Annotated in this window: 13 protein-coding genes; all 13 read right to left on the reverse strand. The window is 42.4% G+C overall.

The genetic code is table 11. The features are described 5' to 3' along the window. Positions 1 to 16: 16 nt before the first annotated feature. The 13 genes from mutT to BLV86_RS13840 all read right to left on the reverse strand — a co-directional run bounded on the left by mutT (position 17) and on the right by BLV86_RS13840 (position 13,126). Positions 17 to 409, reverse strand: a complete 393-nt coding sequence (gene mutT, locus BLV86_RS13780; RefSeq protein WP_090818578.1) for an 8-oxo-dGTP diphosphatase MutT — start codon at positions 407 to 409, stop codon at positions 17 to 19. A gap of 128 nt (positions 410 to 537) precedes the next feature. Further along, complete coding sequence (locus tag BLV86_RS13785; protein ID WP_090818581.1) at positions 538 to 3,687, reverse strand: DEAD/DEAH box helicase; 3,150 nt, start codon at positions 3,685 to 3,687, stop codon at positions 538 to 540. Beyond that, positions 3,665 to 3,973, reverse strand: a complete 309-nt coding sequence (locus tag BLV86_RS13790; protein WP_090818584.1) for a hypothetical protein — start codon at positions 3,971 to 3,973, stop codon at positions 3,665 to 3,667. Before BLV86_RS13790 ends, BLV86_RS13785 begins: the two co-directional genes overlap by 23 nt. A gap of 54 nt (positions 3,974 to 4,027) precedes the next feature. Then, on the reverse strand, positions 4,028 to 4,465 hold the full coding sequence (locus BLV86_RS13795; RefSeq protein ID WP_090818586.1) for a flavodoxin: 438 nt from the start codon (positions 4,463 to 4,465) through the stop codon (positions 4,028 to 4,030). Between the two features lie 97 nt (positions 4,466 to 4,562). After that, the gene (locus BLV86_RS13800) at positions 4,563 to 5,081 is read right to left on the reverse strand and encodes a macro domain-containing protein (RefSeq protein ID WP_090818588.1); all 519 of its coding nucleotides are present in this window, start codon (positions 5,079 to 5,081) and stop codon (positions 4,563 to 4,565) included. Between the two features lie 53 nt (positions 5,082 to 5,134). Continuing rightward, positions 5,135 to 6,646, reverse strand: coding sequence for a DEAD/DEAH box helicase (locus BLV86_RS13805; RefSeq protein WP_090818591.1), 1,512 nt, complete (start codon positions 6,644 to 6,646; stop codon positions 5,135 to 5,137). Between the two features lie 19 nt (positions 6,647 to 6,665). Then, positions 6,666 to 7,199 carry a P-loop nucleotide/nucleoside kinase family protein gene (locus tag BLV86_RS13810; RefSeq protein ID WP_090818594.1) on the reverse strand — a complete coding sequence of 178 codons (534 nt, stop codon included), beginning with the start codon at positions 7,197 to 7,199 and terminating at the stop codon, positions 6,666 to 6,668. A gap of 23 nt (positions 7,200 to 7,222) precedes the next feature. Beyond that, positions 7,223 to 7,789 carry a GrpB family protein gene (locus BLV86_RS13815; protein WP_090818597.1) on the reverse strand — a complete coding sequence of 189 codons (567 nt, stop codon included), beginning with the start codon at positions 7,787 to 7,789 and terminating at the stop codon, positions 7,223 to 7,225. 42 nt (positions 7,790 to 7,831) lie between these two features. Then, entirely contained in the window at positions 7,832 to 8,698 is an 867-nt protein-coding gene (locus BLV86_RS13820; RefSeq protein ID WP_090818600.1) for an EamA family transporter, read from the reverse strand. A gap of 80 nt (positions 8,699 to 8,778) precedes the next feature. Then, positions 8,779 to 9,270, reverse strand: a complete 492-nt coding sequence (locus BLV86_RS13825) for a GNAT family N-acetyltransferase (protein WP_242873321.1) — start codon at positions 9,268 to 9,270, stop codon at positions 8,779 to 8,781. A gap of 182 nt (positions 9,271 to 9,452) precedes the next feature. Beyond that, positions 9,453 to 9,671, reverse strand: a complete 219-nt coding sequence (locus BLV86_RS13830) for a helix-turn-helix domain-containing protein (protein WP_090818606.1) — start codon at positions 9,669 to 9,671, stop codon at positions 9,453 to 9,455. A gap of 121 nt (positions 9,672 to 9,792) precedes the next feature. After that, positions 9,793 to 11,415, reverse strand: coding sequence for a recombinase family protein (locus tag BLV86_RS13835; protein ID WP_090818609.1), 1,623 nt, complete (start codon positions 11,413 to 11,415; stop codon positions 9,793 to 9,795). Then, positions 11,408 to 13,126: a recombinase family protein gene (locus tag BLV86_RS13840; RefSeq protein ID WP_090818612.1), complete on the reverse strand. Its 1,719-nt coding sequence runs from the start codon at positions 13,124 to 13,126 to the stop codon at positions 11,408 to 11,410. The genes BLV86_RS13835 and BLV86_RS13840 overlap by 8 nt, the downstream gene beginning before the upstream one ends.

A 13,126-nucleotide genomic window follows, 5' to 3' on the forward strand; every position in this document is an offset into this window, starting at 1 on the left:
TTTTATTCATAATCCTCTACAACTCAATCCGTTCCTTGATCTTATCGATCAAAGTAATATCCGCCGGCAGCCACTCCACGCTGTCTATGGTTTTAATGTCCAGCCACTTCGCAGCCTCATGTTCCTTCAGTGTGAGATGTCCTTCCTTAATGCTGCACCAAAAGCAATCCATGGATAGATGAAAAGTAGGATAGTCATACTCTATCGTATCTATGTACTCGTCTACAGAGATCTCAGTATCAAGCTCCTCCCTGATCTCGCGGGCCAATGCTTCCTCCGGTGTTTCTCCCGCTTCGATCTTTCCACCGGGAAACTCCCAGCCATCTTTGAATTCTCCGTAGCCTCGTTGGGTGGCAAATATTTTATTGTCATTTCTTATAACTGCTGCAACAACTTTGACTGTTTTCATGTGAATTTCAGTTCCTTTAATCAATCAATTAACACGCATTTATTGCGTGTTGATCTTTTTCTGGACCCAGGGACAGAGTTGATGGGTTGTATTTTCAAACTGGACTATCACCCCGTCCCTTTGGTCTATCAGCTTACCAGCATCTTTCTTGTTTTCCTTATATACTTGGCCGGAATCTCATCTGTGAGCCTCCATACTACATTCATCGGATTGCTGCCCTCATGTTTAACATAATCTACAAATCCAAGAACACTATAAGGCGATGCATTTCCCCACGAATCCTTTTTATCTTCTCTTACACAAAGAAGCACTTTACTTCCCTGTGCCCTATGATTAATGTATCTTTGTCCTGTTGGAGAAGAAGCACTTGTTGTACTCTGACTCTGCCAATGGAACATTGTTTCACTAATTGAATAATCGTTATACATTGTCGTAGGTGAATAGTCTTTATCCGATTTATTCAAAGTTACAAACAAAACATCAATCTTCTTATCCGGAAGCCACTTTACACCCTCTCGTACCGTTGAAGGTTTCATAAAGTCCATTGCTACGAGAAGTTGATCTCTCGAATAAGTACAATGTAGATCAAGCGGACAATCAAAATCGAAATCCAGCTTTTTGTCCACAAAATCAATATGCTCATGTAGGTATTTTAAAAGCTCTTTGATTTCATTTAACATGGTTTTACTATTAGCTAAAGACTTCAGATTGTTATATGCAACCTGCGGATTTTCATAATCAATGACATCCGTCCAAATACTCACATAAAACATCTGTAGCATTCGTTTTTCGCCATCATTTAATAAATCAAAACTAAGCTTGTCAATTCCATCATCCAATACCCGAAGAACAAATCCCAATAAGCGTCGTGAATCAATATATGCCAGTCTTGATAATGCTTTGGAAATGTCTTTCTCCAATGGTTCACTGAAATCCTCCAAAACCCCGGCAGTAACACAAAGTCTTGAAAAACTATCCTTTTTATATAATGCTCTGGGATCCATTCTGTAATGTTTCAGGAAATTGGCCAGTGTTAGATCCTTCCCTGTATCATTCGTGAATGATGCAATCTTACCTATGATTCCGTTCTTTGTCTCAATAGAACTCTTTATATTTTGGAGTACATACTCACTTGCCTTCTTTTCAAGATGGATATAGCATCCTTTCGGTACGGACACAAATCCCTTCTTCAGCTCGTACTCCACACTATGCTTTGTGTTAGCGAGAAGAGCTGCGAATTTCTCTTCATAGTTATATTTCTTGTTTGCCTGCCCAATGAAATCCAGAACTGTCAAACAATCCTTACTATCATCCAATCGTAAACCACGTCCTAACTGTTGAAGGAATATAGTGAGTGATTCTGTTGGACGCAAAAACAAAACCGTGTTGACAGATGTAATGTCTACACCCTCATTATACAAATCCACAACGAAAATAGTCTTTATTTCTCCTGCTTCCAACCTTTTCTTTGCAGACGCACGGTCTTCTTTACTCGAATCTGAATCCAGTTCTAATGACGCAATACCATACTTATTGAAGAACTCCGCCATAAATCTCGCATGCTCCTTCGACACACAAAATCCCAAGGCTTTCATATCATCTATAGAGGCTACGTATTTATCAATGTTTCTTAATATGCTTACTGCTCTTTTATCTGCTATCTCACCGCTAAACGAATAAATATTGCTTAATTCTCGCCTGTCATATCCACCACGTACCCATCTAACTTCCGAAAGATCAACATCATCGGAAAGACCAAAATATTGAAATGGGCACAGTAGTTTTCTGTCAATTGCTTCCGGCAAACGTATTTCCGCTGCAATTCGACCATTAAAATACTGCAGGATATCTTCTCCATCCATTCTCTCAGGTGTAGCTGTTAATCCAAGCAAAATCTTTGGTGAGAATTTAGCCAGTGGTTCTTTATAAATAGGAGCCGCAGCATGATGAAACTCATCCACAATTATAAAGTCATAGTAATCATTTGGTAATTCATCATAGAGTTTTTTTGAATTCAGCGTTTGTATGGATACAAATAAATGATCAAGTGATTCCGGCTTATAACTTCCAACCCACAGATCCCCAAAGTTAAGGTCCTTTAATACACCACGAAATGTTTCTATGCTCTGTTCAAGGATCTCTTCTCTATGTGCGACAAACAATAATCTGTTCTTTTGTCCCGGATTCTTCTTACAAAATCTTGCGTAATCAAATGCTGAAATAACAGTCTTTCCACATCCGGTTGCTGCAACGACCAGATTTCTGGTATATCCCAATACTTCGCGTTCAGCATTTAGTTTATCCAATATCTCCTGCTGATATGAATATGGCTGAATATCAAATACAAATTTTCTGTCGTTTCCTTCTCCTATATATTTTTCATTTTTTAGAGCCTGAATCAACCTAGGTTTTTGTGAAGCATCATATAAAACAAACTCTTTATCATTCCAATAACTATCGAAGGTTGCTGCTACCTTTTTTATGGTTTCAGCCAGATCTTTTTCAGTAGCTTTGACATTCCATTCCAAACCGCTTGTTAGCGCGGCATTCGACATATTGGAGGATCCTATGTAAGCAGTAGTAAATCCTGTCTCCCTGTAAAAAACATAGGACTTAGCATGAAGTCGAGTTCTTTTTGTATCATAGGATATTTTGACTTCTGTATTTACAAGCTTGCTAAGTTCCTCGACAGCCTTTACATCTGTTGCGCCCATATAAGATGTACAGATAACTCTTAGCTTGCCACCCTTGCCGGTAAAGTCCTTTAGTTCATCAAGCAGTTCTCTTAACCCGCTCCACTTTATAAAGGATACAAGCATATCTATCCTATCAGCAGATGCTATTTCTTTCTTTAATTCGTTAAGCATCTGAGGTTCCCTGACGGCACCGGTAAATAAGCTGCTATAAGCCATAGATGTTTCCGGACGTTCTATATCTTTAGCCTTTTTCCCAAGCAACAAACGCTCATCCTTATTGCTCATGATGGACAGAAGCTGTTCACCAGACATTTCGACCATAGTTTGATCTTTTGATTCATCATCAATAACGCTTATGACTTTGTTTATATATTCAATCTGTTTGTCTAATGCATCATCCCCTGATGATTCATAAATTGTATCCATCTTACGTTGCAGTAATTCTGCAACATAAGTAGACAGAACTCTGGAAGCCTCTGCCGAATCTACTTTTTCCTGATGTTTACAATCAGCCGGAATCTGCTCCAACTCATTGTTCATTTCTTTATTGATTATCTGCTCATATAAGCCCGGTTTCATCATCGAATAAACCTTCCCACAACATCCTGTTGTAATTTGCATTTGCTTCTTCGCATGCCTTTTTCTCTTTCCATCTGTCGATCTCGTTACAGATGGAAAGCATCTCATCAGCTATAAGTTCAGCACTATGCGGTTCCACATTGTTTAGGTAACCACACATTCTACGCATAGCCTTGGGACTTCCTAGCTGTTTTGCTATCTGGTTGCCAAATTCTTCGGGAAATCCGAGGCTTACAATGGCACTGACTAATTCATCCCGGCACAGTATCCATTCTTTACGATTATCCATATGTTAATTTACCAGTTTTAATAAACTTAATCCCCATCTATATATGGTCATTCATCAAATCTCCGAAGCAGTCCGGATACGTTTTGCATCAACGATATGTCCTCCGGCAACAGATGGCTGAAGCTTCTCCGCAGTTTTGCCTATCCCGCTACCACCTGATGTAGCAAAGATGTGAATGTCTTTGCCGGTCCAGTCGTAGCCTTTACAGAAGGTATGAACCACTCTCGGAGCCTGTCCGTACCAGATTGGAAATCCGATATAAACGGTATCATATTTTCCAAAGTCATCAATCTTCCCATTGACCGGAACATCCTTATTGCCAAACTGCTCGCGGTTGCATCTTGCCAATGGATTTACCCAACGTATATCTGATGCAGAATAAGGTACTTCCGGAACGATTTCAAACAGATCTGCCCCAACCTTTTCTGCGTATTCCTTTGCAACTTTTGCTGTTGTGCCTTCGGCACTGAAGTATGTTACTAATGTACTCATAAACACCTCAACTTCCAAATCTTTATTTTATTCTTTCTAACAATGCATCCACCAGTACAGCCATATGCCCATCTGCCACGGAATTGCTTATCCAGGTTTAGACAATATCTTTAAGAGTTTTCTCTCCGACAGCTATAATCTTATCATCTAGTACAGCAAAGATGATCTTAATGTCATAATCCAGATTATTCTTTATAAAGTCATTGCAAGCCTGGATGGCTTTTCTCCATGCTCCATCCAACGGATAGCCAAAGATACCGGCTGAAATAAGTGGGAATCCGATTGAATGGAGTTTGTTCTCTTTTGCCAGAATCAATGACTGCTTATATGCACTGTATAGAAGCTTTGGTTCATCATGATTGCCGTCCGTCCACCTAGGGCCTACTGCGTGAATCACATACTTCGCCGGAAGATTAAATCCCGGAGTAATCACTGCATTACCGGTCTTACACCCGCCGATAGCGTTGCAGGCCTTTGTCAGTTCTTGTGATCCTGCATCCCGGAAGATTGCCCCGCATACTCCTCCGCCCTGCCAAAGACCTTCATTGGCTGCATTTACAATGGCATCTGTATCAAGCTTTGTTATACTAATCTTCTTAATATCGATAGAACTCATGAATATCCCCTTTTAGTTAAAAACATAACAGATTTTCTTCTAACAACTAATATTTATACTCCGCCCATATCCTTGTAGTAATTCTTCAGGTCGTTCCGCAGCTGCTTTTTGATTCTGTCAAAATCCTCTTTTGTAAGTTTACTGTACAACGCATGATTCATAGAGATAATGCTCAAGTTCTTTGAATAATATAAGAACCTCTTTCTCTCAAACTTTTCAAAAGGATTTGTCAGCATATTTCTTTTAACCGCGCTTTTATCCTTAAGCATCTTATCATCATATGGACAAGATTTACGATCTACCTGTAATCCCCTGTCAAGTCTTGATCTATAGAACGAAATATAGTCTTCAAGTATATCCTCAATCTTTGCATCACCTATGGAATTCAGATGCTTCAATAAACTAAGCATAAATGGCATCTTATAGGAAAGTGAATAATCCCTCTCCTCCATAAACTCAAAGAAATCTTCCTTGATTGTTTCATCGTTATGTTCTTTTATTTCAAGTTCTCTTCTATACTTCTCCACAGCATCCGGACTGAACAGATACATTGATTTACTTCCGAATTTGTATTCCACTGATGGTTCTATTTTACCCTTTTTTATCCAGCTTGTAACAGTACCTGTACTTACAAAATATTCTCTGGCAACCTGCTCCTGACTGAGATAATCACCATACTGATCCTCAAAGGAGTTAATGTCTACTTCGGTTATCTTTTCGATTCTTTCCTCAAAACCATCGATGGTTATCATGTCTCCGCTCTTATAATCCGTCTTTGTGATATCTCCAAACGGAACATAATACGGATTGGCAAAGATGGTATGCATATTGCAGGCCTTGACCATTGCTCCATATTCATCAACTACATCGATAACGATAACATTTTTCTTTTGATCAGTTTTTCTCAATCCTCTACCTATCTGTTGCAGGTAAAGCACCTTGGATAGTGTCGGTCTCGCCATAACAAGCAGACCAAGCTCAGGATAGTCCCAACCTTCAGATATCATGTTACAGGAACATAAAAATCGGACTTCTTTATCCTTAAATTTCCTTATAATCTCTTCCGGATTTCTGGACTGTCCTGATAAACTTAGTGCAGAAATACCGGAATTGTTTAAAAGTTTAGCCATCTCATTCGCATGAGAAACATTAACACAGAAAACTACCCCCTGCCGTTTCCCGGCTTCACCATCTACGAAATAATCTTTAATAACATCTACGATCAGATTATTCCTAGATGTGACGCGGATGTTCTTTTCCAGATCTGCATTAACATAGTCCTTACCGTTAAACCGGACTTTCGAGAGATCAATGTTTGTTTCGATTCTATAGACATTGGCCCTGGCAACGATGCCTTTATCCATGGCATCTTTCAACGACAATGAAGAAGTATAGGTTCCGAAAACAGTCTCCAGTTTCTTCTTGTCAGGACGCTGATCTGTGGCCGTGAGCCCTATAGTGAAATCAGTTTCAAAGTACTGGATCACCCTTTTAAGAATCGGTGCTACGGCGTGATGTGCCTCATCAGAGTATGTCAACATAGGTCTAAAAGTTTTTTCGGACATTTTTCCGGATGGCAGTTTTTTATAGGCTTCTGCAATCTGTCAACTTCTTTATGGTTCCTTCAAAGTCCTCCTGAATGATTTCAACCTTCTCCCCAGACTTATGATATCCATCAATAATCTTCCTGTTGTCTCTTTTCACCTCTTCAATCGTGCAAAAGGAATCATCCAGTCTCGCCTCTATCTCAGAGCCATGTTCTTTTATCTCATCAAAGTGTGTGTCAATATATTCATCCGACATGGCAAGGCATATAAACTGTATCGACCGAATATACTGCTCATCGAAGTCCTGTCTCCAATAGAACGGCACATAGCATCCTTCGACAATAAGATTCTGCTTGTTTTCAATCGCTGTCTTTATCATCTCACGAACTATCGGCCAGAGATATTGGGTAAGATCATCGTCGTCTTCAGGTGTCAGATCCGTATTTCCACTTCGTATTAAACCCATCTTCAGATGGTCGATGGACAAATATGGGTATTTGTATTTTTCAAGCATCCTTTGTGCCAGAACCGTTTTCCCGGTGTGCGATGCTCCCGTTATCAGTATAATCATTTTCACTCCTAAAGATGGAATTGTCAGTATCGGTCTCCATATTCCTTTCGTGCTTCCGCTGTCCATTTAGATATGAAGTCTGTCTTTGCATCTGTATATGCGTCCCGGTTATGTTCATATTGTTTCCAAAGCCTGAGTTTCAATGCTTCATATTCTTTTGCCACGTCAGGATGCTCATTCAAATAGTCACGGAAGTACAGTTCATCATTGTCTCCGGTGTATCGCAGATGGATATGATATACCTTGTCCGCAAATCCATTTTCAGTATATCCCTTATTGAGTGAGATCCGGTTCGCCTCGGCGGACATGACGGTAAAGCCGTTCTCTTCTAATATCTGCGCTATATCTTTCATGTCAGCGCTTTGAGGAATCTCAACCATCACATCAATGATATTCTTGGCCCATATTCCCTGGATGGCAGTGCTTCCGATATGACTGATCCGATCAACAGTCTGATCGGATAATAGTCCGGTCAGCATCTCCTCGATCTCATTGAAGTTGTCTTTCCACTGATCATCGTGCGGCACAAGAAAGATAGGAAATAATTCCCATAACTCTTCCAATGTCATTTTAGATAAATCTTTTCCCATGCCAAAGGTCTCCATAAACGAGAATTTGCCGTTATTTGTTTCCTATGCCCAGATTGCCATCGCCAAAGTGCCGACAACGATCAGAATCAACCCGGCAAGCGCCTTTCTGCTCAACTTTTCTTTGAATACGAAATAGGAAAAAGCGATGGAAACGATAATGCTGAGCTTATCGATCGGTACGACAACGCTGACGACGCCGTTCTGTATGGAGTAATAGTAACAGAGCCATGATGCGCCTGTGGCAATCCCGGACAGAGCTATGAATACAAGTTCTTTGGAATCAGTATTTTTCAGTTCAGCACCTTTGCCTTTAACGAAGACGATCAGCCAAGCCATAACAAGAACAACACCTGTACGAATCGCCGTCCCGAGATTTGATTCTACATCCGTTATGCCAATCTTTCCCAGAATAGAGGTCAGGGCAGCAAAAACAGCGGAACCGATTGCGTAGGGCAGCCACGTGCGCTTTGTGTCCTTTGCTTCAGTTTTCTTCTTTTCGATCATCAGAAACACGCCTGCCGCAAGAAGCGCAGTACCGATCAGCTTGACCGCCAGATGTTCTGTCTCACTGAAAAGGATGATTGCGAGAAGCACTGTCAGAACCGTGCTGGATTTATCAACGGGAACGACCTTGTTCACATCGCCGACGGACAGGGCTTTAAAATAGCAGATCCACGAGGCTCCTGTCGCAAGGCCGGACAGAATTAAGAAGAGGATAGATTTTGCCGATATTTCCGTGATCGTTCCGGCAGAGCCAACGATAAACACCATGATCCAGGCAAAAAGGAGTACAACGACCGTCCGCAGAGCAGTCGCCACGTCTGAATCAGTCTTTTTGATCCCGCATTTCGCAAGTATCGCCGTAAGTCCGGCAAAGAGCGCGGACAAAGCCGCCATGATCAGCCACATATCTTCCCCTTATTCATTGTCATATATTCTGGTAATTCTCGTCCATTAATTATCTCTAAGAGAAATCCCGATCTTTTGGTCTATAACTCACACACCATAATATATTCTTCGGCATTCTCATCTACCGTCTTAAACCCAACATTCTCATACATCTTCACAGCGTAATTGGCTTTCTGTACTGCCAGGGATGCCTTCTCAAACCCCTGCCACTTCAGCAATTCCAGCATCTTCACCATCAACTGTGAACCTATGCCCTGGCCCCGATATTCCTTATACAGAGAAATCGCAAAGGACGGAGTCTCATCATCTACATGACCATAATCGTTCATGATACGTGTCCAGACAGCACCGACCACTTTCCCGCCAAAATCAGCTACCAGACAGTTATCGCCCTTTTGGCTGTTAAAATCATCTGTATAGACTCTCAGTTCCGGTTTTTCCACAATATCCTTCGCAGGTGGTTCTACTCCTTCCGGAATAAAGATTGCTTCATACAGGAAGTCCTTCAGCAATTCTGTTTCGCTCTTTCTCAAGCTTCTGATAACATATTTGTTCCGTTTATCGCTCAGCATATGAGAAACATGCTCATGCTGAAGCTTCACCTTCATTTCCAACATCTGCTTTCCGATCTTCTCAGGATCATATTCATTACCGGAACAGATTATTTCCAGAGTGTCAGGAGTCCAGATATATCCATGCGACTTGTTGTAAAGGTATTGCTGGAACTCTTCGTATTCTTTTTCCTTCAGTTGCTTCATTCAGATTCGTCCCTCTTAACATAGTGCAGTTCAATATCATAACCAAGTGCCTCCATCATCTTAACGAAGGTGTTATTGACCACACTATCATTCTTCTTGATCACACGGTTTACATAGGCCTTTGTGGTTTCAATCTCTTCCGCCAGCTTTGCCTGCGTCTTTCCCTGCTCTATGCACTTTACTTTCACATCGACTTCTATATTGTTCTTGACCATAATTCACTTCCCAAGTTCTGATCAATCGTTATCCTATTTGTATAATTTATAGTATAACAGAACCCGTCGTTTTTTCAAGCAGAAAAAGAACCGGTCAGATCTCTCCAACCGGCTCCGCCGCCTACCCTTCTATGAACTTTATTACTTCATCCGGAAGTTTCCACTGAATCTCAATATGCTTCGGATCATATATCAGAATCCTATCAATGAACACATCCACTATCTCTTTGGTCAGTTCCGTTTCCCCGGAATACTTCTTCATCGTACTGACAGCGTCCCGCACGCCATCATCGGCAGCCGCTTCACTCTCATGAAGCTTTGCGGTAACCTCTGCTATCTGCTGATCCAAACTTTCCGCCTTCCGGGACAGTTCCTGCCGTACTCTCAGGTAATCATCCTTTTCCAATTCTCCGGCCATAAACCTGTCAACATTAGCAAACCGCTCCGTTTCACACTTCTTTTTATCTTTCTGAAGCTTTTCAAGTTTCTTGGCCAACTTCAGGTTTTCACTCTGTGTCTTATCTGTACGCTTCTTCAATTTCTTCGTGGCTCTTTCTGCCATATCCATAAGGTTCCTGATCGAATGCCAAACCATTTCATTCACATCTGCTTCCCGGCAGTATTTCTTGCAACACTGGCCGGCTTTCTGATGCTTTGCGTGAGGACAAAGGATATAGCTATATTCCCTGCCCTTTGCAACATATGCCCGGAAGTTCATAGACCTTCCGCAGGTTCCACAGATGGCTTTCCCGACAAGCGGACGTTCCTTACTGTAACACCTATCATCCTTCTTCGGATACTGCTTTCTGAATCTCTTCTGAACTTCCAGAAACTCTTCCTTCGTGACGATCCCCGGATGGCAATTCTCAACCATGATCTGCTCGTCCTCAGGTACCGAAACGGTATGTGAACTGCATGGTGCTATCGCCTCACGCTTATGTCCCACAACCACTCCATAATAAACCTTGTTCTGCAGGATCTTATTCACAGAGTAAATATTCCAACAGCTCAACTTTGATGTATTGGCAAACTTCTTCGTTCCTGGATTCGTTCTCCGATAATATGCCGCCGGAGTATCATATCCCTTATCATTAAGCTGAGCAGCAATATCCACGGTCCTCATTCCATCCAGAGCGGCATCATATATCTCCCTGACAACCTCAGCTGCCTCCGGATCTATCTCGATCCTGTACTTGTCATCCTTGCAGCGTCTGTAGCCATAAGGAACATGGCCGCCAATATAAAGGCCTCGCTTCATCTTGGCGCGTTTCGCGGTCATAACCTTTACTGAGAGATCCTTGCTGTAATAGTCATAAACGATATTCTTCATGACCACATCCAGACCACCGGTGGTACCCTTGTAATCCAGACTGTCATAATGATCGTTGATGGAAATGAACCTTACGCCCATGAAGGGGAATATCCTTTCGAGATAATCCCCCAGTTCAATATAATCACGCCCGAAGCGGGAAAAATCCTTCACTATGACGCAGTTGATCTTCCCCTTCTTTATCTGCTCTATCAGTTTTTCAAAGGATGGTCTGTCAAAGTTGGTGCCGGAGAAACCGTCATCAAAAAACTCATACTGCTCACAGTCTTTCAGTTCATCCTTTTCATTTACGAAGTTCTGGATCAGCGCCTTCTGGTGTGACACGCTCTCGCTTTCCGTCTTGCCTTCCTTCTTCATCAGATCCCGGTCAGCATCGGACAGGCGGATGTATTTTCCGATAACCCACTTACTCATCCGAATCCCCCTCCATCATTTCTCCGATAATCCGCTCCATGACCTTCTTCTGTTCTCCGAAATTCAGTTCTACCTCAACGCGCTTTTCCTCATAGATCTTCACTGTCTTGATAAGATGCTTCACAAGTTCGGAATCAACCTCCGTCTTATCTTCAGCTTCACGCATGGCGGAAAGCCATTTGTTATCCAGTGTCAACACCCCATCCAGCTGTTTCCTCTTCGCCCTCGCCTCAGAAAGCCTCTTCCCAAGTTCTGCTGCCTCATCGTCATATTTCTGTTTAGCGAACCGGTATTCAGCCTCATCCAGAACGCCCTCCGTAAAGCTTTCAAACAAATGCTCCCGCCTGCCGTTCACCTTCTTCAGTTCCTGAGAGATATAATTGATCTGTCCAACATACTTATCGATCAGGCTTTTCTCCTTCATTGACCCTCGCATCTGTTTCAGCAGTTTTTCCTGATCAAGAGCCGCCGTTACCTGCCCCTGGATGACAGCACTCACAGCCGCTTCCACATCAGAGTATCGAATCATCCTCCTTGAACAGTTCCTGTATCCGCTGTCGAGATAACCGCCGCAGACATAATAGGAATGTGCCTGATCCATAGGAATGTGCTTTTGGTTCGCCTTTACAAACCTCATCCTCTTCCCACAATCACCGCAGTAAATCCTTCCCTTGAAATGATTTACGATCTGTTCTCTGAGAGGAGCATGCTTATCCATTTTTTCCTTCATTTCCTTTGCGCGTTCATCGAACAAAGCCTGTACCTTGTCATACAGTTCCCGGCTGACAATCGCCTCATGCGCATCCGGTATTATTCTCCATTCATCAGGTTTTGCCCTATGGCACCTGATTCCCTGATATAAAGATTTCGGCATCCTCCCATATACCAAATCCCCTGTATATGTAGAGTTTTTCATGATGTCAATGATCGTCCTTCCATGCCAGATGGTATGCTTATATTTCTCCGCATGCCAGATACCCAGTTCAACCTTACGCTTTGCCGGCGTAACAGCGCCCATATCATTAAGCCGCCTGCAGATCTCGCTATGTGAAACTCCTGCTGCCTTCCATTCAAAGATCATTCTCACATACGGAGCAACTTTTTCATCCACTTCATAGCGATATGCCCTGGTCTTTGACTTCACATAGCCATAAGGCGGAAATGCCGGCAGGTATTCGCCCTTTTCCTGCCTTGCCCTGAAGGATGTAATGATCTTCCGCGAAATGTCCTTTGCGTACACATCATTCATCATATTCTTCAGCGGGATCATCAGCGCCCCTTCCGCATCATCAGAAGTCAGGCTGTCATACCCGTCAGTGATTGATATGAACCGCACACCCAGGAACGGAAAAATCTTTTCCAAATACTGTCCCGCTTCTATGTAGTCACGTCCGAAACGGCTCAGATCCTTTACCAGAATGCACTGAACTTTTCCGCCCTTAACATCCTCCATCATCCGCTGGAACTCAGGCCTGTCAAAGTGAGTACCTTTCTTCCCGTTATCCTCATAGATATCGTAAAGCTTCAGATCCGGATGCTCGGCAATATACTCCTTGCAGATACTCGTCTGGTTCTCAATGGAGTCCCCGTCATCATCTTTTCCGCTGTTCTCAATGGAAAGCCTCACGTAAACCGCAGTTTTGTAATAGCTGTTCTCAATTACTGGCACTGCGACTGTTGTTTCAAGATTCTTTCTGCTTTTTCTTGCCAT

Origin of the sequence: Oribacterium sp. KHPX15, assembly GCF_900107835.1 — a bacterium.
Taxonomy (GTDB): domain Bacteria; phylum Bacillota; class Clostridia; order Lachnospirales; family Lachnospiraceae; genus Oribacterium.

Bases quoted from the DNA above. Each gene is read 5' to 3' on its own strand.
- BLV86_RS13795 (WP_090818586.1), bottom strand. From the start codon at position 4,465: ATGAGTACATTAGTAACATACTTCAGTGCCGAAGGCACAACAGCAAAA.
- BLV86_RS13815 (WP_090818597.1), bottom strand. From the start codon at position 7,789: ATGGGAAAAGATTTATCTAAAATGACATTGGAAGAGTTATGGGAATTA.
- BLV86_RS13790 (WP_090818584.1), bottom strand. From the start codon at position 3,973: ATGGATAATCGTAAAGAATGGATACTGTGCCGGGATGAATTAGTCAGT.
- BLV86_RS13840 (WP_090818612.1), bottom strand. From the start codon at position 13,126: ATGGCAAGAAAAAGCAGAAAGAATCTTGAAACAACAGTCGCAGTGCCA.
- BLV86_RS13830 (WP_090818606.1), bottom strand. From the start codon at position 9,671: ATGGTCAAGAACAATATAGAAGTCGATGTGAAAGTAAAGTGCATAGAG.
- BLV86_RS13825 (WP_242873321.1), bottom strand. From the start codon at position 9,270: ATGCTGAGCGATAAACGGAACAAATATGTTATCAGAAGCTTGAGAAAG.
- BLV86_RS13820 (WP_090818600.1), bottom strand. From the start codon at position 8,698: ATGTGGCTGATCATGGCGGCTTTGTCCGCGCTCTTTGCCGGACTTACG.
- BLV86_RS13800 (WP_090818588.1), bottom strand. From the start codon at position 5,081: ATGAGTTCTATCGATATTAAGAAGATTAGTATAACAAAGCTTGATACA.
- BLV86_RS13810 (WP_090818594.1), bottom strand. From the start codon at position 7,199: ATGATTATACTGATAACGGGAGCATCGCACACCGGGAAAACGGTTCTG.
- BLV86_RS13785 (WP_090818581.1), bottom strand. From the start codon at position 3,687: ATGATGAAACCGGGCTTATATGAGCAGATAATCAATAAAGAAATGAAC.
- BLV86_RS13805 (WP_090818591.1), bottom strand. From the start codon at position 6,646: ATGTCCGAAAAAACTTTTAGACCTATGTTGACATACTCTGATGAGGCA.
- mutT (WP_090818578.1), bottom strand. From the start codon at position 409: ATGAAAACAGTCAAAGTTGTTGCAGCAGTTATAAGAAATGACAATAAA.
- BLV86_RS13835 (WP_090818609.1), bottom strand. From the start codon at position 11,415: ATGAGTAAGTGGGTTATCGGAAAATACATCCGCCTGTCCGATGCTGAC.